19 protein-coding genes, 3 tRNA genes and 1 riboswitch are annotated in these 21821 nt (G+C 36.6%); of the genes, 2 read left to right on the plus strand and 20 right to left on the minus strand.

Annotation, left to right across the window (positions count from 1 at the left end; all coding sequences use genetic code 11):
* Positions 1-147: 147 nt before the first annotated feature.
* From MF646_RS20355 to MF646_RS20375, 5 genes are all read right to left on the minus strand, one after another.
* A tRNA-Ser gene (locus tag MF646_RS20355) sits at positions 148-240 on the minus strand.
* Positions 241-254: 14 nt separating this feature from the next.
* A tRNA-Ile gene (locus MF646_RS20360) sits at positions 255-328 on the minus strand.
* Positions 329-333: 5 nt separating this feature from the next.
* Positions 334-409 (minus strand) — tRNA-Ala (locus tag MF646_RS20365).
* Between the two features lie 421 nt (positions 410-830).
* On the minus strand, positions 831-1205 hold the full coding sequence (locus MF646_RS20370; RefSeq protein WP_250098340.1) for a DNA-binding transcriptional response regulator: 375 nt from the start codon (positions 1203-1205) through the stop codon (positions 831-833).
* A 205-nt stretch (positions 1206-1410) separates the two neighbouring features.
* Entirely contained in the window at positions 1411-2154 is a 744-nt protein-coding gene (locus MF646_RS20375; RefSeq protein WP_250098341.1) for a LytR/AlgR family response regulator transcription factor, read from the minus strand.
* Between the two features lie 213 nt (positions 2155-2367).
* Between MF646_RS20375 and MF646_RS20380 the strand changes: the two genes are divergently transcribed.
* On the plus strand, positions 2368-4239 hold the full coding sequence (locus tag MF646_RS20380; protein WP_250098342.1) for an ATP-binding protein: 1872 nt from the start codon (positions 2368-2370) through the stop codon (positions 4237-4239).
* 102 nt (positions 4240-4341) lie between these two features.
* Here the strand turns inward: MF646_RS20380 and MF646_RS20385 are convergent, their stop codons facing one another.
* The 15 genes from MF646_RS20385 to MF646_RS20455 all read right to left on the minus strand — a co-directional run bounded on the left by MF646_RS20385 (position 4342) and on the right by MF646_RS20455 (position 21048).
* Entirely contained in the window at positions 4342-6153 is a 1812-nt protein-coding gene (locus MF646_RS20385; protein ID WP_250098343.1) for a LysM peptidoglycan-binding domain-containing protein, read from the minus strand.
* Positions 6154-6306: 153 nt separating this feature from the next.
* Positions 6307-6783 (minus strand): CBO0543 family protein, encoded by a 477-nt coding sequence (locus tag MF646_RS20390; protein ID WP_250098344.1) that lies wholly within the window; start codon positions 6781-6783, stop codon positions 6307-6309.
* A 202-nt stretch (positions 6784-6985) separates the two neighbouring features.
* Entirely contained in the window at positions 6986-7489 is a 504-nt protein-coding gene (locus MF646_RS20395; RefSeq protein WP_250098345.1) for a MarR family winged helix-turn-helix transcriptional regulator, read from the minus strand.
* A gap of 161 nt (positions 7490-7650) precedes the next feature.
* On the minus strand, positions 7651-8946 hold the full coding sequence (locus MF646_RS20400; protein ID WP_250098346.1) for a DUF2254 domain-containing protein: 1296 nt from the start codon (positions 8944-8946) through the stop codon (positions 7651-7653).
* A gap of 333 nt (positions 8947-9279) precedes the next feature.
* On the minus strand, positions 9280-10584 hold the full coding sequence (locus MF646_RS20405) for a putative bifunctional diguanylate cyclase/phosphodiesterase (protein ID WP_250098347.1): 1305 nt from the start codon (positions 10582-10584) through the stop codon (positions 9280-9282).
* Positions 10585-10788: 204 nt separating this feature from the next.
* Positions 10789-11313, minus strand: coding sequence for a DUF2179 domain-containing protein (locus MF646_RS20410; RefSeq protein WP_250098348.1), 525 nt, complete (start codon positions 11311-11313; stop codon positions 10789-10791).
* Between the two features lie 383 nt (positions 11314-11696).
* Positions 11697-13931: a sensor histidine kinase gene (locus MF646_RS20415; protein ID WP_250098349.1), complete on the minus strand. Its 2235-nt coding sequence runs from the start codon at positions 13929-13931 to the stop codon at positions 11697-11699.
* 282 nt (positions 13932-14213) lie between these two features.
* Positions 14214-14549 carry a hypothetical protein gene (locus MF646_RS20420; RefSeq protein WP_250098350.1) on the minus strand — a complete coding sequence of 112 codons (336 nt, stop codon included), beginning with the start codon at positions 14547-14549 and terminating at the stop codon, positions 14214-14216.
* A gap of 170 nt (positions 14550-14719) precedes the next feature.
* Positions 14720-15388: a thiaminase II gene (tenA, locus tag MF646_RS20425; RefSeq protein WP_250098351.1), complete on the minus strand. Its 669-nt coding sequence runs from the start codon at positions 15386-15388 to the stop codon at positions 14720-14722.
* Positions 15389-15412: 24 nt separating this feature from the next.
* On the minus strand, positions 15413-16156 hold the full coding sequence (locus tag MF646_RS20430; protein WP_250098352.1) for an ABC transporter ATP-binding protein: 744 nt from the start codon (positions 16154-16156) through the stop codon (positions 15413-15415).
* A gap of 18 nt (positions 16157-16174) precedes the next feature.
* Entirely contained in the window at positions 16175-17206 is a 1032-nt protein-coding gene (locus MF646_RS20435) for an ABC transporter substrate-binding protein (protein ID WP_250098353.1), read from the minus strand.
* 26 nt (positions 17207-17232) lie between these two features.
* Complete coding sequence (locus MF646_RS20440) at positions 17233-18006, minus strand: ABC transporter permease (protein WP_250098354.1); 774 nt, start codon at positions 18004-18006, stop codon at positions 17233-17235.
* 63 nt (positions 18007-18069) lie between these two features.
* Positions 18070-18181, minus strand: a riboswitch (TPP riboswitch).
* A gap of 410 nt (positions 18182-18591) precedes the next feature.
* Positions 18592-19107, minus strand: coding sequence for an ECF transporter S component (locus MF646_RS20445; protein ID WP_250098355.1), 516 nt, complete (start codon positions 19105-19107; stop codon positions 18592-18594).
* 2 nt (positions 19108-19109) lie between these two features.
* A complete protein-coding gene (locus MF646_RS20450; protein ID WP_250098356.1) occupies positions 19110-19538 on the minus strand; it encodes a DUF4430 domain-containing protein in 429 nt (142 codons plus the stop codon).
* 280 nt (positions 19539-19818) lie between these two features.
* Entirely contained in the window at positions 19819-21048 is a 1230-nt protein-coding gene (locus tag MF646_RS20455; RefSeq protein ID WP_250098357.1) for a Bcr/CflA family efflux MFS transporter, read from the minus strand.
* A 213-nt stretch (positions 21049-21261) separates the two neighbouring features.
* On the opposite strand from MF646_RS20455, the gene MF646_RS20460 reads away from it, so the two are divergent.
* Positions 21262-21717 carry a DinB family protein gene (locus MF646_RS20460; RefSeq protein WP_250098358.1) on the plus strand — a complete coding sequence of 152 codons (456 nt, stop codon included), beginning with the start codon at positions 21262-21264 and terminating at the stop codon, positions 21715-21717.
* The last annotated feature ends 104 nt before the right edge of the window (positions 21718-21821 follow it).

Genomic DNA, 21821 nt, shown 5'->3' on the forward strand with positions numbered 1-21821 from the left:
ACATAGTCAAATGACGATGCTTTTTAAAGAAGGAAGACATTTTCCTCTACTCGTATCTCTAAGACGTTTAATGCGTCAATGTTACTCGTAGCGTTTCAACGATATATTGCTCGTTGCTCCACCCCGCGTCGATACATTTACTATACATGGCGGAGGAAGAGGGATTCGAACCCCCGCGCGGTTTAACCCGCCTGTCGGTTTTCAAGACCGATCCCTTCAGCCGGACTTGGGTATTCCTCCGCAATAGTATCACATGGACCCTGTAGGACTCGAACCTACGACCGATCGGTTATGAGCCGACTGCTCTAACCAACTGAGCTAAAGGTCCAAGGTTGGTGGAGCCTAGCGGGATCGAACCGCTGACCTCCTGCGTGCAAGGCAGGCGCTCTCCCAGCTGAGCTAAGGCCCCAATCACTTAACAATTAAGACTATATCACAAATTTATATTCCGCGCAAGTATTTTACGTAAAAATTTTAAATCGAATGTCGAACAACAACAGTCATTTTAAAATCTTTCAAAATATCCAACCCTTGCAGCCAAATCATCTCAACGACATCATCGTAGCGACAAGAAATAATATACCATGACTTATGATTCTACGCAACATATATTTCAAAATTTATTTTGCGACTAGGTTTATTAATTTACCACAAAAAATTTGTAATCACAACATTTTCAAGTCAAAAAAACACCAACATTACGTTTTTTCAAAGATAACAATAAACAATTATTAAATCCCCCACTTAATATATAGAAGAAAAAAGTCTATTTGACGTTGAAGTTCTAATTATTTTATTTAAGTTATCTTTAATATATATGATGTTGTTAATCACTTTGACCTTTTATTAACCATATCCCTAATGTCCTCAATAACAAAGCCGGGCTTTTTAAGAAAATTTTCTACTCCAAGTCTCTGAGTGGCTTTTTCCATTTCAATGTTTCCATTGCTAATAATGCAAACAAATTTTGACAACACTTCTTCTCTATCTTCACTAAGAATTAAATCTATAAACATCTCCAATTGATATTCTAAATCGATTTCACAAAAAAACACATCTGGCTGAATATCGTGATATGTAGATATTACAAAATTCGGATTTTCAAGAGTATAAACATTTTTATACCCCTCTTCAGAAAGGATAGCTTCTATTAATACATTTAAAGTTTGATACTCTTGAAATACAAGTATTTTTTTTGCTTTCATCTCGATTAACCACCTATTATTTTTTCCGTATTATACAGGTAACAAGTTTATCGAAACGTTGCAGTGAATGTCTATTGTAGCCAATACCCTTCTAAGCTTCTTTTCTCCCCTCTCAAGACAAAGTTACTCCTATCCAACCTCTATTATTTCCTTTTCAGTACAAATTAAAGGACAGCTTACTTGCAGGCCTTTATAACTACAAAGCCTATTGAATAAGCTTTTGTACTTCACTTATTTTCAATTTTGATATATGAGCAGATTGATGATAATTAGCAAAGTGGGCTATATAGGTCTTACCATACGTCTCAATACTAAGAACATGGTTAAGGTTAACAAGATATGAACGATGGGTACGGTAGAAGGAAGATTGATTTAAATCTTTTTCAATGGAGTCTAAAGACTCACTCGTCTCATAAACACCATTTTTAGTATGTATAGTCGTTTGTTTCCCTGTCTTCTCAATAAAGAAAATTAATTCTATAGGAAGATAAAAGGTTGCACGACCTTTCTTTATAATAAGCTTATTCGTATCTAGAGAGTGATTGACAGGAATATTCGTCCGCTCTTCTTCCAGAGTAATGAAATTAACTGCTTTCTGAAGAGCTTCATATAATCTCTGCTGAGAAATAGGCTTAACGATATAATCAACGGCAGATACAGCAAATGCCTCTACTGCATATTCCTCATATCCTGTTATAAAAATGACTTTAAGATTAGGCTTGTTTTGTTTACAAAGTTTAGTTGCTTCCATACCATTTAACCTTGGCATGTTTATATCAACAAGAACAATATCTACCGTATGTTCTCGGTCCAAAATAAAATCTAGTAATTCTTGACCGTTCTGTCCTTCATAGACAACTTCCATATTGGGCAAGTAGCTAATAAATCGATTGATGATCTCTCTAGAATCTTTATGATCCTCAACAATTGCTATTTTATATGTCCTCATAATGACCTCTTTCAACTTACCTTATTTTTAAATATTGTAAATGTCACCGCTACCATAATTTAATGACGAATAGTTATAACAAAACATCTAGTAAATTTATCCAACTCATGAATCTTCATTTACAAATTATCGATTTTCCTATTTTATATGTTATAGGAACAATGACTGCTATGGAACTAGAAAAGACTGGTATCTACGGAGGATGACTTATTTATGAAGCGTACTGAACTTACATCTGTTGACTTAACTGAACCTTTCACTTTAAAAGAACTCACAAATAGTAGCATGATAGAAAGCGGCGCACATATCCTATATATGTTTAATGATCATTTATTATATACACAGAACGCCACCTCCTACATTATGGAGGGCCTCAATAAAGGGCACCGAATCGTTCTATTTGAAGATCAAACGTTTTTCGATCAAATCAACAATAATCTGTTACTAGAAGGATATTCAGAAGACGCTCTAAAACAAATCACATACATTTGTCATTCTAAACACTATTCAACGAACAATCAATTTCAAGCTGATCACTGCTATGAGAACCTTGTTAAGCTGTTAAAACCTGCAGTCGAACAACATCGAACGACACGGATCTGGGGACAAGTGTTAGCGCAAAACGCTCTCGTTTCTGAATTGAGAAAGTACGAATGCTCCTGTGATGAATTTTTAAATAGTGAAAAGGTTATATCCGTTTGTGCGTATAATGCGCTCGAAACTCCTTCCTATATACAAAATGAAATGCTAAAAGTACACGGATATTTTATGGTCGATGAAAAAATTGAGAAATCTCCTTTTTACAATAAGAAGTATGTAGTAAATATCTCTCCTACCGAACAATTAAAGCTAAAAAAGATCGAAATGGAAAACCAAGAATTAAAGAGAAGAAATCATCAATTAGTGAAAGAGAAAGCTAGTCAAAAGGAAAGGGAGCAAGACCTTCGCATAGCAAAAAGAAATGCAGAAAAAGCAAATGCAATGAAAACGACTTTTCTATCACAAATGAGTCATGACTTGCGGACACCGCTGAATATCATTCAAGGCTACTCACAAATATCACTTTTAGAGACGAACGATCCGCGTATTCAGTCAAATATCCAAAAAATATACGATGCATCTAATAATTTATTAAAGTTAATTGAAGAAATCCTTGATTTTTCTGCCATTGAGGCTGGAAAAGTAAGCATCAACAAAGAATGCATTCATGCAAGAAGCTTTATCGATCAATGCATCAAATCTATTTTCGATATCACCCATTCGAATCAAATCATAAAAGTAGACGATATCGACGACCAGATGTACATCGAAGCCGATCGTCTACGATTAACCCAAGTACTAACTAATTTGATTACGAATGCGGTCAAATATACGCAATCAAATGGTCACATATCTATATCTTTAGATCATGATCACGTTAAAGATCAAGTAATTATTAATGTAGAGGATACAGGGATTGGCATTCCTAGTAATGAGCTTACCCTTATTTTTGAGCCTTTTTATCGAAGCAAACGGACGATGAGCAAATGGAAAGGAACAGGAATTGGACTTGCTATTGTCGCGCAGCTTACGACGAAAATGGATGGTACGTACGGTGTCAGAAGTAAAGAAGGAATCGGTTCAAGCTTTTGGGTTTCATTTAAAGGGTTTGTTGCAAAAAAAGAAACAACAGATATTTCTGAATCTCCTTTCGCCACAAACGCACTTCCAGCAACACCTAAAATGAAAATTCTTTATATTGAAGATAACCTAGATAATGTTGACTTAATGTCGTCAATGTTACACATCATTACAGAAGTCGAACTTTACAGTGAAGCGACAGGTAAATCTGGGTATCATAAGGCAATTGAGGTTCAGCCTGAATTAATCCTATTAGATCTCCACTTACCAGATATGAATGGACTAGAGGTGTTAGACAATTTAAAATGCCACCCACTGACAAAATCGATTCCTGTAATCGTTATAAGTGCTGAAGCGCTCGAGTCAACTATTGATCTATCGTTAGAGAAAGGCTGTCAAAGCTATTTAACGAAGCCTGTTCATTTAGAGAAGCTACGGGATTTGGTTTTGCGACATAATGGTTAAGATAAACTAGTAAACTATAAAGGGTTGCCCAAGTTTAAGAACTTGCAAGCAACCTCCTTAAACTAAGTTGACACCTAATCTTCCTTCACTTCCTATGTCACTTCACATCAAGAAGCTCAATGTCGAACCAATTTCATCTATATGCCCCTTATCCGCCCACAAAACAAAGTAATTGTAATATGCTCCTTCAATGTGTATCTTCATTGGATACTGGACAATCAAAGCAGCTTGGCCTCTCATCTCAGCGGGTTGATCGTCCGATGGATATATAAAGCATGCTCCTTGATTTTGAATTTGTGTATGGATGATTCGAGGATCTGAACCATATGGGGCTAGTTGATGAAATGCTTCGCTTTGACACACTTGATGAATCGGTTCCTCTGAGAATAACGCGGAAACCTGGAAGAAACCATCTGGCCCTTCATATCGAACATCATCTACTCTTTGCCAATCGGCTGGGTATTGAAAGTAAATCTTATAAACATTATTCATATATGTCTTTTTGGCAGAAGGAATAGGTGCAGGCGACCATTGGATCGATGCAATACTAGCTCCTTCTACTAGCTTAATAGGGACAGGATGGAATACGTCGATAACCCACATTTCATTGGCCATCGCTTCGTTATAACATCCTGAAAGATAAACCACTTTCCTACCATCTTGAGACCAAGTAACAGGCGTAGCAAAACAATTAGAGATGGCTCTTGTTTGGTCCTCCTCCCCTCGCCTTCCCGATGTTCGCATAAGGGAAAAATAGCCACGATCCTCAAATGCTGTTGCACTGTAGGCAATCGTTAATGAATCAGGAGACCATGACGGAAAATAATTTTTCGCAAGTGGCCCTCCCCTTATTTCATTTACATTGCCAGTTGTAAGGTCAACTGTAAAAATAATGGAGATACTAACTCCTGGTGTTGTATACAGTGCATGCATTCCATCAGGGGAAAGGCGAACATAATTGAGCCGGCCTCCCGTGTTTTCAGTAATTTGCCTTCTTTTTGTTCCATCCGTTCGCATTCGAAAAAGCTGACTGAATCCTTCTTGATCAGGTGCTTGAAAAAGTAACTCCACTCCGCTTGGAAACCACTGAGCATCAGTCACACCACTCTCATCTATTCTTTCTGCTTGATGATTAATCACATCGTACAAAACAATCTTATTCTGCTTTGTATAAACGATTTTTTGACTATCTGGTGACCAACTTAATAAAACACCAGTCTCAACCTGATCTATTTGAGCAATTCCTGCTCCGAGCAAATCTACAACATAAATCACTCCACCTACTCCAACAAAAGCAATTTTCCGACTATCTGGTGACCAATAAGGTGTAGAAAATGTTGCCCCTATCCCGTTTGTAAGTTGTATACTCGCACCATCAAGTGGATTATATAACCACAAATCGAATTCTCCCCCACGATTCGTTACATAAGCAATCATTCCCCGATCTCCTGGAGACGCATACGGAATGATCAACCTCATCCCTAGAAACAAATCATAACTCGGGAGTTGGTTCACTTGTCTTATTACTTCATAATTGATACGCTCTCCTGTAATTACGTTAAACCGCCTAGCAATATGAAATAGAGTATCCCCGGGTTGAACAACATAAAAGGGGTTACCAGGAGGAACTTTTATCAATTGACCGACTTGAATGTGATAAGGAGGAACAAGACGGTTCACTTCGATAATCACTTCTTGAGGAACACCGAAAAATTGCGCAATGGTAAAAACCGAATCCTCAGGCTTTACTCGAACGACATTCACCCCAGGAGGAACAGAAAGCTGCTGTCCCACATAAATCATATACGGCGGATTAATATTGTTTGCGGCAATCAGAGATATAACCGGAAGCTCCCACCGCATAGCAATATTATACAGTGTATCCCCAGGACGAACCGTGTAAAAAACTTGCATTATTACCCCCTCCGAATCAAATACCCTTTTTCATAATTTACTCAAGGGAAAATAAGTTCAATTCATAGCTTTATGCCTATATGCTATTCCCCTGAGCAACCAAAGATTCGTCCAAAAGATAACAAGTGCAACTTTATTATGTAGCCCACGACCTTAATCTTTTGAAAAAAACCACCTATAATAAAGTCTCGATACATAATATGTACATGACAAGCTAATAAAACTCCAATACCGATTCCAGTTTTTGTACTCTATTAGATCTGTATATTTCTCTGTGAAGGTTTCTATTAAGGTAATTACACCACTATAACTAAATACATAGATAGTTTTACTTATATAGCTTCTTTTTTCTGGATAATAGAGATTAAAAAGAATAGTTATTGCTGGATAAATAAAGAACTCAAAGGCAAAACTTGTTTTGTTTGATTTCTTAAAAAAAGTACGATATGGATACTTAATTAACCCTTTCTCTACAACTAACAATCCAAAAAACCATGTCATGATCTGTTGAAATAAAAAGGACACATGAGCTTCCCTCATTTTATGACGAGGAACATATCTAAATATGAGAAGCATTATAATAATGCATGATGCAGCAACTATTGAATCTTCTCTTTTTTTATTAAACATCTTAAACTTCCTCCTTTATGGGACATTACGAATGAAGCAACTCTAGAATTAATTTTTTTCTGATTAGTATCAATTTAGTTATATTATGACACGGATCGACAAAAGTATTTGCGATTGCAAATAAAAAAAGTTGAGGAATTGTAGAACCCTCAACTTAATCATTTATTATTTATCTCTAGACCTAAAACTAGATCTGACAGCATTAGTTAAACTTAATATCAGATGATGATTTAACAACAAATTCACTGAATTGCTCTCCGACTAGTTCATTACTCATTAATGTTAAAACCTCCATTAGTTTAGATTGATCATCTTTTGAAATTTTATCGATAAGATGAACAATCTGTAAATCTGAGTTCGCAACATTATCATCTAGAAAGTTTTTAACAACTTTTCTTCCTTCTTCTGTTAAAGTAACTTCTTTCGTTCGTGCATCATTTCCACTATTCACGACAACTAAACCTGATTCTTTTAATTTTATTAATTGCCTAAATATATTCGATATGTTGGTTTGAGCTAAATAGGTAAGATCTGACATTCTTAAGTTTGAATCAAAATATAAAATCCAAAGAATACGAAAACCAGGGAACGTCAAGTTTCTTTTTTCTACTTGTCTTCGTATGTCCTTTTCAATTTCAAAATTAAGCCCCCGTATCAGCGCAAATAGTGAATAACTATTTGCAAATTGTTCTTTCCATTTGTTCATCTATCTCCCCCCTACCAGAAACGACCATCCATAAAACGATCCAATAAATACAATTATTTCCAAAACACTTCATTTTAAACTCTTACTAGTATATAACGTGTTAGTATGAAAAGAAAAAACAGCCCAAAATGTATAGGCTATTTTCACTATTCATATTGACCCTAATCCTTATAGCCAACCGTGATCTCACGTAGATCCGCTATCTTTTCATTCAAATATTGTAAGTCTAACTCTTGACACACTTCTTTATTAAAGCTTTTGTATAAATACCTGCTAAATTCCCAAATTTTCTTCTTTATGAGTTCATCATTTTCTTCTGCTATCATAATAAGCGCTTCATATGTAGCAAGCATAATAGATAAATCATCACGTCCGAAATGACAAATTTGATAAAATGTTGCATACAACAGTTCATCTATTGTTATCTTAGGGGAAAACACTCTTACCCGCTTAGAATCCGAGTAAAGAATATAGCTGCCATCATGCTTGCATGCAGTGCCTAGAAGCTTACCAATATGTAAAATGCCATCTATCGCTGTATTAGGGTCATTGATTCCTGGTGATAATGCTCGGAGTGTGACTTCGACAATTTTCTGGATACCGAAATCGACATCCTGCAAAATCGTTCGTTCATTTCCTAACTCAATGAACTTATGGATGTTTTCACTTGGTTTCTTCCCTTTATAATACAGATTAAACAATACTTTATTCGTTGTAACAAACGTCCCAATCGGTGGGATAATTTCAATTACAAGATCATGCTTCTTAGCTAGTTTATATAAATGGTTATACTCGATTAACTGAATATAACCAAACGTACGACTCTTCACTTCCTCAACCATGTAGTTCTCTAATAAGATATCAGGTTTTTCGTTAGTTAACGAAACGACTTGTCCTTTTACTTTTGATTTTAAGCGCTCATGAGATGTTTTTAATGTCTGACGAGTTAGCTCGCTTATTAATTTATTAACTTGAATCGATGTAGCCACATGATGAATAAAATACGCAAAAAAAGCTAAACAAACAATGGAGATTAACACTCCAACGGTCCCAGCCATCACCTCATGCTCCAAATCTTCTCGCATAAAAAGTAACGCAAGAATGGAATACATGAATCCACCCATATAAACTCCAAGAACCCTCATAGTTACTTGATTTGTTACGAAATCAGAAAGCGTTCTAGGGGAAAACTGTGACGAATAGGTAGTTAACACAACCATAATGGTCGAAAACGTAATCGCAATCATCGTTAACAAAGCAGCAGCAAGAATTCCTAATATATTCTGGGCCAAATCAACACTAATTAATAAAGTCGGTGGTATCGCCGTTTCAATTTTCTGCCCATGAACCGTATCTAACCAAATAACGATCATTGCAAGTAAAGAAGCAACCAAACAATAGGCACTAGGGAGTAACCAAATGTTCTTTTTAACCTTCAAAATTAGGTTATAAAACAAAGAACCCCCACCTCTTTCATTAAGATTATGCCCTTACTATATCCAAATTTTGAGAAGTTATCATAGTTACTTAGTAAAAACTGGAGAATAAATCAGCTTCTCTTTCATCAGAAACAATGATATACTAATCTAGCGATGAGCTAATTTGCATAAGACGAGATTGACGCGCCTTTTTAGGCAATGCACAATGTGGAGTGCTGTCTCTCGCAGCAATACGCACAAAAGACGTCCCTATCGGGCGTCTTTTTTTGTGAAAAATTTTTTTCAGTTCACATAAAAAAATTGGACAACCATTAATCGGTTGCCCAGTAAACAATGTTTTAGATGAATTCATTAATTAAGAGTTTTATTTAATCTAGAAATAACTAAATCCAACTTATCAAAGGTCACCGGTTCACTAAAAAGATACCCCTGAAAGATATCCACACCTAATTTTTCCCAATCGGCAAATTGCCCTTCATCTTCAATCCCTTCAACAACGAGCTTAAATCCAAGGTTATGGGCCATCTGTCTAATTGGAATAATGACGCTCATTAATTTATTATTTTTCATTAAGCTAGTAATAAACTTTTTATCCAATTTAATATGATCAATTGGCAGGTCGACAAAGTCAGAAAAAGAAAAATACCCATTACCAAAATCATCTAACGCAATTTGACAACCACTGTTCCGTAAAAACTGTAATTTTGTTTGGACATCTTCTCGATTATAAATACGAATATTCTCTGTAACCTCAAAAATAAAATGTGACTCATTGATGTTTGCTTCATCAATGATTTCTAAGACAATCCTTTCAAAGTTCTCCATTAAAAGCTGATTAACAGAAAGATTTACGGAAAAGTAAATATCCTGATTGTCAGGCGCCATTTGTTTTACATGATGACAGACTTCTTTAAAAACCCAAATAAAAATATCATTGGCCAGTCCTATTTTTTCAGCTAAAGGAAGGAATTCACCAGGTTTGATATTGCCTAGCTTCGAATGCTTCCACCGTATCAAAGTCTCTACCCCTAGTACTTTCCTTTCCTTCCTCCCCACTTGTGGTTGATATTCAATATAAAAACTACCGTCTCTTAAAGCATGAGGCAAATCAACTTCAATCACCATCTTTCGATAAACAGACTCGTTAATTTTCCCTTTATATAATTTGTACTTGTTCACTCCAAGTTCTAAAGCTTCGTACATTTGAGATTTTGCTACCATTATCAAATCATCACTATTCTTATAATCATAAGGATATATACAGACCCCTATGCTCGTTTCTAATATAAATTGATTATTGCTATACGTATATGCTCCAGACAAAGTACCAATAATTCTTTCAACAATTAAGTTACATTCATGTTCTGTTACATCGGTTAGTAAAATGACAATGTCTGTCTCGGATAAAAATGAAGCGGTATCTATATCCCTTATACTTGTTTTTAAACGTTCGGCTACTTGTTTACATAAAAAACTAAGAACATTCGTTTCAACATTAGGCTGAGACAATCTAACGTAACATACAGCTGTAGCTGTTTTAAAACGATCACAGTAAGACAAGTTCATATATAACCGATCGTATAGCAAACGTTCAGTTGGAAAACCTGTTATTTCATCTATTAATCCCATTTTATCTAAGGGGTTTTGTTTTTCCATTTAATCATCCCAATTTTAGCAGTCGTTATTTCATTATAGTTCTATGTAATCACTTTGTCCCTATTCTGACAAGCTTTTATCATAACCTAGCCAAAAAAAAAGATAACAGAGTGAATTAAAAAGGTGAAAACCGATCTTTTTAAGTTCACTCTGTTTTGTCTGTTATCTTTTTTCAAATTGTTCACATTAGTTCTTGTTTTTGAATCACTTTCTTCTCGTTCTTTTCATTGCTTTTACAAGGAAACCTCCTTTAAATCTTCTTGGCTCATAAGAAATAATAAAGGCTTTCGGTTCATATTCTTCTATTAATAAAATAAGTTCATCTTCTCGACTTCTTTTTGTCAACAGTTCAAGTTGGTAACGCTTACTATCTTTTCCTTCCCCTTCAAACACAGTAACACCAAACCCTTCATTTCTTAAAAACGAAATCAACTCTTCATTTTTCTTCTCTAAATTCACAATTAAAGAAGTATAGCCAATTGCTAATTTTCTTTCCACATATGCTCCAAGTAAAATTCCTATACCAAAGCCAACAGCATACACAACCATCGCAATCGTAGATGGATTCCCAGATAAAACAATGGATAAGCCAAATACATAAACCAAACCTTCTAACACAGCAAGCTGCGCTGCAATAACACTCATTCCTTTCACGACAAAAATCGTTCTGAGTGTAAAGATGGGGACGTAAACTAACTGAAGCATTAAAATTAATAAAATCTCCTTCAAGTTCTCCCCTCCTTTTGGTTCCACTACCAATACCAAAAAATAAGACCTTCCTAAAATATTATTTTATTAGCTGGCATTTAGTACTGTTTCCCAATAAAAAAACACCTTCTCTTTAACCATACCCAGGTGAATACATACGTTGTAAGCGTAGGTGTTTCACCTTACAAAAACAGTAATTAACCGGCTTTTGTTTCTTACAAAAACACGAAACCATTAATCATAAGATCACAAAACATAGATTCACCCTTTTATTTAAAAGAGGAAATAAAAATAGAACTCTCTAATCTTTTCATTTCACCCTTATAAAATATAGATTTACTAGCACAAAAAAAAGACATCAACGCCTAAACGTAATGCCTTTGTACTATCTTTTATGACCTAAATTATTCCTTTATAAAACCCAAAGGTAATGTAATTTTAAAACAAGCACCTTCTTCGTTAGAGGAGAGCAGCTGTATCGTTCCTTCATGACTTGTAATAATTCGTTCAATAATAGTCAAACCAAGCCCCGTTCCAGTTTCTTTGCTACTTACAAACGGCTCAAACAAATTAGATTGAATCTCCTCAGGCACGCCATTCCCATTATCTTTGATGAAGATGTGTATTTTATCCTGATCAACCTCAGAAGAAATCGAAATCACACCTTTTTCTTCCATCGCCTGAATACTATTGATAATGAGGTTAAGAAACACTTGCTTCATTTGATCAACATCAATATTCAATGTAATGGAGTCTAATTCAGAACGAATGAAGATATTTGACGAATAATTTGAATGAATAAACGGCATAATTTCTTCAATAACATCAGCTAGATTAGCCTTTTTCTTATTCAAATTAGGTTTGGCTAGCATCAACATATCTTGAGCTATGCTATTAATACGTTGTATTTCCTTTAAAATAAGCAACGTATGGTACTTACTTCGCTCTCTCTCTGAAAAATTACTATTCATCAATTGTATAAATCCTTGAATAACCGATAAAGGGTTTTTAATTTCATGCGCTGCTTTTGATGCTAATTCACCAGCTAATGCTAACTTTTCCGTACGAAGAACTCTTTTCTCTAGTCTATCAATTTCAGACACATCAACAAAATAAAAAATTCTGCCAATAACATTCTTTTTATCATCTACAAGCGGCGATTGGGAGACCAATAGTACATATGATAGATCCGGTAACTGATATGATACTTTTCTCGTATGAAAAAATTCTTCAGAATAAAACAAATCCCAAAACTCTTCATTTACTTGAGAAATCACTTTATCTTTATAAAGCCTGTTTATTTCCACCTCATCTAAGTTCGTAATCTCTTTGGCCTTGCCATTTAATGCAATTTCACTATTTTCGATTTGCACTGTAATAATACCTATTGGAATCGAAGCTAGTATCTGTTCACGATATAATTTTTCATTTGAAAGGTTATCAAATGATTGTTGTAAACTTACAGACATTTGGTTAACTTCTTCTGTAAGTTTATTAAATTCATACTGTTCGTCCGAGGCAGTCGTTACTCCATACTCCCCTTTTGAAATACGACCTACATCTCTTACTAAAACATCAATTCTACGATAAATCCTCTTAAAAAATTGCGAAGTTATGAGATACATTACAAGTATTGAAATTGATCCTGTCACAATAATAAGAATAGCTTGTCGAGTAAGTGGCGCACTCATTTTCCCATAGTCAAAAGCCGTGTAAATAACTTGCTCAGGACCAATAGGAAGAAATACTTTATACAATTTCTTTCCATTAATCTCTTCTATGTACGAAGTTTTTTCAGGGTTGATTACCATATTTTTTAATACATCAAGGTCCTGTTCACTTTTATTATCATATGTACCATGAACAATTTGTTTTAGCGGTGGATACAATTGGTCTTCTAATGATGGGTCAACGAAAACTTTTGGATTTAGAATAGCGACTTCATCCAAATATGGGTTGTTCGTTTTCATCTGTTCTATTGAAGAGCTAGGCCCTACTTCGTTTAGTAAATTCTCAACTTCATCTACTTCTATATAAGGATTAATAATATACGAAGAACCAGGAGGGTGATAATAACCATATTTAAAAAAAACGGGTTCTCCCTGTTGTGATCCCGACTGAGCAACTGGTAAAACGAGAATATGGTTATCAACTAAAGTAGCTCCCTCTACATGAACTTTCTCTCCCTTTAAAAGAGTGTCTACCGTTTCATAATAACCATATTCCTTGAAACTAAATCCTATCTCATGAGGGTCGGTTGATCGAACACCTACAATATCATCTCCTTCTCTAGCAAACAACGTAATGCCAGCTAATTCTAACTCTTCTCTTAACACTAGCAAGTCTTGATTTGTAATTTCTTCTATCTTTTTTCCCTTTAAGCGCTCAGCTGCATGTTTTGCAAAAGAAATTAATTTCAAATCAATTTGATGCTCTAAGGATGTTGCTGCCAAGTTCGTGTTTTCAACTTCACGTTTTATACTTTGAGCCGTCATGGTTGATTGCTTATTTACTTCAGATATAATCTGCTGATTAGTAAAATAGAGCAAAATAGCCCCCGATACTAAAACTAGAATTAGACACGCTAATAGAACCCGAACTAAAAAGAGGGTTTTTAACGTAGCATTCTTCTCTTTCATTATAAAATCCTTCCCATGCCTTCGCCTTATAACTTTCTCTTAAACTATAACTATAGTTATCTATGTTAAATTATATCACGCATTAGACAATGATAGATTGGAAACATTTACAATTTCAGACCTAACAATATGTCAGAATATGCACAAAAAAAACGCTTAACCATGTAAATTATGTAAGCCATTCAATCTATATATTCTAATTTATAGTAATAGTCACAAGAAGAGTTAATAGCCCATGAAAAAGCATTAAGCTACTTCTTATGGGCCGAACTAACATATACATTAAAAAAGCTCATCGTAATCAATATCGTCTGCCTTTTTTTGCGTTTCAGCCGTTAGTTCTTCTGAAAACTCTGCCATAGCTGTTTGATCTGATCCTCTTATCATATGGAATTGATTGTATTTCATAAAGTTACTAATCGGTTGCTTCAATGGTTGTATCCCATTTTCACGATTCGTTAAAAGGCTGTAAGCGGCCGCACCAATTCCTATACCTAAAATTGAGAACATCAGTCCGCCACCGTTGTTGCGCCTATCTCCAAATATTTGCTGTGTTCTCCTTCCCCAATTAAATACAGATCTTATCCAACCAATATGATTGATCATAGAATTCATCATCTAGGTTTTCAACTCCCTTCCTTCATTTAACTTTATTATTTTGATTTCTACATTATTTATGAGGAGAAACTTTATCTAAATCTGAATTAGCACTCTCGACAAACCCTGGTCATATATATGTTAAAGGGTTATCGCATTTTGCGATAACCCATAATAATTATAACTACATCTTACACAGGCCACTTTTCTAACGTATAAGACATTTCCCAAAACATATACTCATACTTACTGCTTGTAACAAAAATAGCTTCCATACGGTGCTTTTCTTCATCTGAAGCTTTTTCTGCCCATTCATCCAAACGGTCTATTTGTTCCTTTACTAACGTTGCAAACCACTCGTCACCGTATGTATCAATCCACTTTTGATAAACAGGATGTCCTGGGGTAGAACCTTTATACTTTTCTCCAATTTCCCAATACAACCAATAACAAGGGAGAATTGCAGCAATAACTTCTCCTAAAGAGCCTTTATACGCAACAGAAAACAAGTGGTTAGTATACGCTACTGCCGTTGGAGCTGCTTCAACCGCCATATGACCTTCGCTATTCTTTTCTAATCCTAAGTCTTTGGCAAATCCTTCATGTAGCATATGCTCTGCATCAAAGGTGGACTTAGCATGAAATGCCATTTGCGATGTCGTGTGAAAGTCCAGTGCTTTCGCAGCCCCAATCGATTGTACTTGAGCAAATTTCGAAAGATAAAAGGAATCTTGTTGTACATAATAATTGAAACATTCAATTGGCAATGAACCATCAGCTACTCCCGTAACAAATGGATGCTCAAAGCTTGCATTCCAAATAGAGTCTACCTTTTTACGAAGTTGTTCTGAAAATTTCATTTCGTTCATCCTCTTCAATTTTATTTAGTTCATTTCGTACAGCGCGTTCATCAATTGCCTTTTTAACTCTACATATTCATGAGTGACAGTCATTTCCTTTTTCCTCGGTCTTGGCAATGGAACCTTTACTTCTAGTATAACTTCAGTTGGACGTGGTCCTAACACATAAATCCGGTCTGATAAGAAGATTGCTTCATCAATACTATGTGTAATAAATAAGACTGTCCTTTGCATTTGACTCCATATTTGCAAAAGCCAACTATGCATTTTCTCACGAGTTAATGCATCTAACGCTCCAAATGGCTCATCTAATAGCATGAGTTCCTTTTTATGCAAGAACGTTCGTAGCAACGCAGCCCTCTGCTTCATTCCCCCTGATAAAACTCCCGGATAATGATGCTCATATTCTTCTAACCCAAACAGAGGAAAAAGAGAAAGTGCCTCTTCTTTTGCTTGTTCTGTTTGGTGTCTTGTTATTTTAGGACCTAGAAGGACATTTTCCAGTACGGTTTTCCATGGGAACAATAAATCCTTTTGCATCATATAACTGCTATGCCCACGTTTCCCTATCACATTCACTCCGTTAAATGAAATTTCTCCCTCTTCTGGAATTTCAAGGCCCGTAATGAGATTAAACAAGGTACTTTTGCCACAGCCACTTGGTCCAATTAACGAAACAAATTCCCCTTTTTGAAGTGACAAGTTAACTCCTTTAATGACCGGTTCCCCGTCAAAGGAATGATGGAGATTACAAATGTTGATTTCCATAATGACTACAACCTTTCATTAAGGCAAGAACGTATTTGTCATCGCTTCATCTGTCGGTACTTCTGTTTCAATCAAACCTGCTTCAAGCATCCACTTTGAAAAATCATTCCAAATATGCTCCTCTTGAATACCCCATTTTTCTGCTTCACCTTTGTAACGTGGGCTTAACCACTCTTGTGATGCGCGAATCAGCTCTTCATTTGTTTCTGGGCTAGCAGCAATTAAAATTTCCGCAGCTTCTGATGGCTGCTCAACCGCAAACTCATATCCTTTCGAGACAGCTCTTACAAACTTTTCAACTAGCTCAGGCTGCTCTTCAATCACAGCTTCACTGCTAAAAATAATAGGAGAATAATAATTAAAAACAGGATCAATATCTTTAAGGTAAATCATATTAATGTCCTCACCACGAACTTCAGCTTCAATTCCTGTCCACCCATAAAAAATCCATTGAAAATCTATGTCTCTTTTCGTATTCGCAAAAAAGTCAGCAGATCCAACGATCACATTATCTACCGAAGAAGGATCAACCTCATGCTGATTTAATACCGTATCTAAAATTGCCTCTTCTTCCGCTCCGCCAAATCCGCCATATGTCTTTCCTTCAAAATCCTCTGGTGATGTAATGTCTTTCTCAACTGGAGAAGCAAAACCAGATGTGTGCTCCTGAATGACAGCTGCAATCGAAACAATCGGAATGCCTGTTGATCTAGCAATTGTCACGCCTGTCTGAGAGCCAATCCCAAAATCAGCTTGCCCTGCTGCGACAACCGGTACGGCACCTTCCATAGCTGGTTCGATAATCGTTAAATCAATCCCTTCCTCTTCAAAATACCCTTTTTCTTTCGCAACATAAATACCCGTATGATTTGTGTTAGGAACCCAATCTAATATAAACGTTGCTTCCATTAACTCTGTAGATTCAACTGGTGTCTCTTCTGAAGCTTCAGATTCACCTACTTCTCCTTGACTTGACTCTTCTGCTTGGTTACAACCAACTAACACAAGCATGATAACGAAAAACAAAAATGCACTTAGCTTTTTTGACATCAGATTCTCTCCTCAACTTAATTCGTTTATTTTTTTTGAGACTTATGTTTCCACGGCATCATGAGTCTGCCGAGTAATACAACAACTAAAAATAAAAGGCAGCTTAAAAGTGAAATCAACACTATAACAACAAAGACCCTGTCTGTCGCAAACGAACTTTGAGCTTTGATTAAATAAATTCCTAACCCAGAACTTGCACCAACCCACTCAGAAATTACTGCTGCCAGCACACTGTATGTAGCACCAATTCTCAACCCTGTAAATAAATAAGGTAATGCATGCGGGAACCTAACAGAAGAAAATACCTGCAGGTGCGATCCTCCCATCGACCGAACAAGCCGGATCATATCGCGATCACTTGATTGCAGCCCCTCAACAACACTAACGACTACCGGAAAAAAAGTGACTAATGCAACGACAAGAACTTTAGGCAAAATCCCATACCCAAACCAAATAATGAGTAATGGTGCAATCGCAATAATAGGAATCGTTTGCGAGAATAAGAGAATCGGGTAAAAACTTTTACGTAAAAACGATGAAAAATCTAAAATAAAAGCCATTACTAACGCAACGATAATTCCTAATAAGAAACCAAGTAGCGCTTCTTTTGTGGTCATCCAAATATGTTCCGGTAATAGATGCCACGTGTCAAATAACGTAAGAACAATCAGGCTCGGCGCTGGTAAGATCCAGTTTTCAACGTCCCAAATCCACACAGCCACTTCCCATACGACAAGAAACATAATAATAGCGATGATCGCTGGAGCCACTGAACGGATCGACTGACGCAAACGTTCCATGAAACCCTCCTTTCACAAAAAAAGTCTACACACCAGAGAGGCGTGTAGACTTTACATGTCAACATGTAATTCTAATAAACATCCCTCCGCTGGCATTACCCAGATCAGGTTAAAGGGTCGATATCTTCATCGGGATATCCTCTCAGCCAACCTCATAGCTCCCCTATTACTTTTCATAATTTTCCTAACAAAGCTTATCACACAATTTGACTTTGTGCAATATTCAGGTCTTTCAAACTATTTAATGCAATTACCTCCCCCTAGTTAGAATAGAGCAAGATCCTTTTCCAGGATGAATGAAGACCTTTTTCTCCTTGCTATACCAACGAACGGGCTTTCATTTGCTTTATGAGGACCCAATTCCTTTTCCTGGAACAACAATCAGGCCTTCATCCCTCTTTTGAAAACCCAATCCCCTTTCCTAAAACAACGAACAAGCCTTTCATAATGCCCAATTCTCCGAAGAAACCTGAAAAAAAAGACGAAAACCGTAACGATCTTCGCCTCAATTAATATATTTTGATCTTTATCCCTCTGTAACAAAGATTTTGCTTTTCAAAAGCCCCTTTAAGCTAACACACTTCATTATATCGATGAAAATGGACCTTTCTTCAAATAATGAACAAAAATCCTGCTCATGACTGGATAAAGGAGTGAAAAGAAAATCATATTCCCTATCGCATGGTTTGTGTCAAATGGGAGCCCAGCTAAGTAATACGCGATAAAGCGATCGCTAATGAACAGCATATTTAACGAGATGACAAATCCATAAAAATAACCACAAAATCCTGCGTACATAATGAGAACAAGGAAAGGTATGCCCCACTTCGTATGAGCTTTCCCCATCCAGCCAGAGAGAAGCCCAATCACAGACCAAGAAATGATTTGCCAAAACGTCCATATGCCTGTTCCTAATGTCATATTCGTTAATACCGTACTGACAAAACCTAGAATAAGGCCATTGACCGGGCCCATAAACATCGCTGTGATTATAATAATGGACGTAACCGGTTGAACATTAGGAATATGAGCAAAAGCCATTCGGCCTACCACACAAAGAGCACTGAGCATGGCTAGCAACGTAATTCGGCGAATTGACATGCCTATTCAATCGAAGCGTAATGAAAATGAATCAAGTCTCCATGTTCAAGTTCGTATTCAGCTGCTCCTACTAATGCTTCTTCTCCATTTATCGTATAGAGCCAATAACTTGATGTTTCATCATCTGCTTCAATTCCATTTATTCCTGAGATAAACGCTCCTTCATACGCCGTTGTAATGTCATAATGCTCATCCATTACTTCCATAAGCGTTTGTCCATGTTCGAACGATATCGTTTCCTCACTTAGAATATTTTCGGGATCTTCTTCACTTAACACAATCGTAGCATTGGATTCCTCAACACCCTCTGCCCCTTCTTGTGTTTCCTCAGTAGCTTCATCTTGAACCGGTTCTTCCACCGTTTCATTGTTTGCTCCACATCCCGTTAACGTGAGCAAAACTGCAAATAAAATAGAAAACAAATATCTCATTCTCATTCCTCCTAAACTAGAATCAATAGTAGTTTGTCCGCGTTACTTGTAAGCATGTATTCAAGACATATAGGCCATTGAAAAAGGTACGGTTTTGACCTATTTCAGTGGCCTTTAAGCAATGAGCGGAACCGTTGCTTTGTCTTAAAGCCTGCTATGAGTGGGTTTCTCATAGCAAGCGCGCAACGTGTGGAGCCATTGCTACTTCCTCGAATCCGCTAAAAAAAGACTCTTTCAGTGCCCTCCAAGACATATAGGCCAGGCGACTAGCCATTTGGCATCACCCTCCTACCTTAACTTTCACACCCGGTTCAATCTGCTGCCTGTTTGTCAGCTTGAAAAAAGCAATAGCCCCAAGCAATGAAGTAAAAAACAAAATGGCTCCCATCGGTACTGCCGTCGCTTCGTTAATCCCAACAAGTGGGGAAACCATTGAACCGAGGAACAAGGAAAGGGTACCTAATACCGCACTCGCGCTACCCGCACGGTGGCCTTGATTTTGCATCGCCAAAGAAAAGGTACTCGTTGTGATCATCCCCATGGAAGTCATATAAATAAAGATTGGAATGACGAGTGTTGCCAGTGGTCCTTCAACGATGGTCATTACTAACAGGAACGAAGTAGCACTTACCGCGATGATTACCGCAATACGTAACAAACTCCTTTCATGAACAATTCCACCTAAGCGCCCGATGGTAAAGCTCCCCAAAATAATAGCAAGCCCATTAATGCCGAACAACACGCTGAATACCTGAGGAGACACATCATAAATCCCTTGATACACAAAAGGAGTGCCAGCAACATAAGCAAAACTTCCGCCATGGATGAATCCTACCGTTAATGCATACCCAATGAAAGATCGATCCTTAAACAAGCTTCCCATTGTCCGAACAGAATGCACAACTGTACTAGGAATTCGTTTTTCCGGGGGCAATGTCTCCTTTAATTTGAGCGCTACGACCAATACAATGAAAAGACCAATCAAGCTTAAAAAGTAAAAAATTGAACTCCAGTTAGCAAAAGGCATAAGCAGGATCGCTCCCCCAGCTATTGGTGCTGCCATTGGTGCAACTGCATTGATGACCATTAACAGCGCAAAAAATTTCGTTAACTCACGTCCGCTGAAAACATCACGGACTACAGCACGTGAGATCACTACTCCAGCTGCTGCCGTAAATCCTTGTAAAAAGCGAGCTATTACTAAAATAACGATATTAGGAGCTAACGCACATAATAAGGATGAAACCGCAAATAAAAAGATGGATATTAATAACGGTTTTTTTCTCCCCTGTGCATCACTAATTGGGCCGACAACGACCTGACCAGCTGCAAGACCAAGTAAACAAGCAGTTAAACTAAGCTGAACAAGTGAGGCACGAGCTCCTAAGTCATCCGCAATCTCAGGAAAGCTTGGCAAATACATATCAATATTAAGTGGCCCTAATACCGCAAGCATCCCGAGTAAGAAAGCTAACCCTAACCGCTCTTTCCCCGTTGGATTATGTAACATAAACAAAAAGCACCTTTCCTAAAAGTTTCTAAAGTCTCATAACCTATGTAATAAATTTGAATCTTACAAGTAACGTCGACTTATCAAAGTATAATACAAAAAAACCAAAGATCAAATAACAGAACTTCAAATGGGCAAAGTCCTCTTTCTTGACTATTACACTTACAAAATTTACCTTTAAATTGATATTAGATAATATGAGGGAGGATCCACATGACAAAAAGCACTCATTACAAAGATTACTTTCTATCACATCGTCTTGTAACAAATGAATTAGTAGAAAAGATTAGTAAGGACGATTACGATTACAAGCCAACAGATACTTCCATGTCAGCTAAAGAACTTGTTGTTCATATGCTAACATCCTTCTATCAATTTATTTCAGCAGCTACAAAACAACCTCCGAAGCCACTCCATGACGAATATGCAGATGTTGACTTATCTTTACTTGCAGAGCTGTACACTGAAGAATCTGTGAAAATGATCGAGTCATTATCTAACGAAGATCTTAACGAAGTCATTGACCTAACTGCAGTTCTAGGCATCAAACTCCCTGCAGAAAAGATTCTTAATTTGGCTATAGACCACGAAATTAATCACAAAGGAAGCTTATTTGTTTACGTTCGTGGAATGGGACACACTGACTTGCCAATGTTTGTAAGAAAATAACATTTACTTAAGATGACACCCTCTACTCTAAAATAATTAGTCTAGCCATTATAAAAAAGCGTTATGATCGTGAATGCATCACCGATCATAACGTTTTTTTCAAC

The sequence above is a fragment of the Halalkalibacter alkaliphilus genome, assembly GCF_023555415.1.
GTDB lineage: Bacteria > Bacillota > Bacilli > Bacillales > Bacillaceae_D > Halalkalibacter > Halalkalibacter alkaliphilus.

Bases quoted from the DNA above. Each gene is read 5' to 3' on its own strand.
- MF646_RS20370 (WP_250098340.1), bottom strand. From the start codon at position 1,205: ATGAAAGCAAAAAAAATACTTGTATTTCAAGAGTATCAAACTTTAAAT.
- MF646_RS20375 (WP_250098341.1), bottom strand. From the start codon at position 2,154: ATGAGGACATATAAAATAGCAATTGTTGAGGATCATAAAGATTCTAGA.
- MF646_RS20380 (WP_250098342.1), top strand. From the start codon at position 2,368: ATGAAGCGTACTGAACTTACATCTGTTGACTTAACTGAACCTTTCACT.
- MF646_RS20385 (WP_250098343.1), bottom strand. From the start codon at position 6,153: ATGCAAGTTTTTTACACGGTTCGTCCTGGGGATACACTGTATAATATT.
- MF646_RS20390 (WP_250098344.1), bottom strand. From the start codon at position 6,783: ATGTTTAATAAAAAAAGAGAAGATTCAATAGTTGCTGCATCATGCATT.
- MF646_RS20395 (WP_250098345.1), bottom strand. From the start codon at position 7,489: ATGAACAAATGGAAAGAACAATTTGCAAATAGTTATTCACTATTTGCG.
- MF646_RS20405 (WP_250098347.1), bottom strand. From the start codon at position 10,584: ATGGAAAAACAAAACCCCTTAGATAAAATGGGATTAATAGATGAAATA.
- MF646_RS20415 (WP_250098349.1), bottom strand. From the start codon at position 13,931: ATGAAAGAGAAGAATGCTACGTTAAAAACCCTCTTTTTAGTTCGGGTT.
- MF646_RS20420 (WP_250098350.1), bottom strand. From the start codon at position 14,549: ATGATGAATTCTATGATCAATCATATTGGTTGGATAAGATCTGTATTT.
- tenA (WP_250098351.1), bottom strand. From the start codon at position 15,388: ATGAAATTTTCAGAACAACTTCGTAAAAAGGTAGACTCTATTTGGAAT.
- MF646_RS20430 (WP_250098352.1), bottom strand. From the start codon at position 16,156: ATGGAAATCAACATTTGTAATCTCCATCATTCCTTTGACGGGGAACCG.
- MF646_RS20435 (WP_250098353.1), bottom strand. From the start codon at position 17,206: ATGTCAAAAAAGCTAAGTGCATTTTTGTTTTTCGTTATCATGCTTGTG.
- MF646_RS20440 (WP_250098354.1), bottom strand. From the start codon at position 18,006: ATGGAACGTTTGCGTCAGTCGATCCGTTCAGTGGCTCCAGCGATCATC.
- MF646_RS20445 (WP_250098355.1), bottom strand. From the start codon at position 19,107: ATGTCAATTCGCCGAATTACGTTGCTAGCCATGCTCAGTGCTCTTTGT.
- MF646_RS20450 (WP_250098356.1), bottom strand. From the start codon at position 19,538: ATGAGATATTTGTTTTCTATTTTATTTGCAGTTTTGCTCACGTTAACG.
- MF646_RS20455 (WP_250098357.1), bottom strand. From the start codon at position 21,048: ATGTTACATAATCCAACGGGGAAAGAGCGGTTAGGGTTAGCTTTCTTA.
- MF646_RS20460 (WP_250098358.1), top strand. From the start codon at position 21,262: ATGACAAAAAGCACTCATTACAAAGATTACTTTCTATCACATCGTCTT.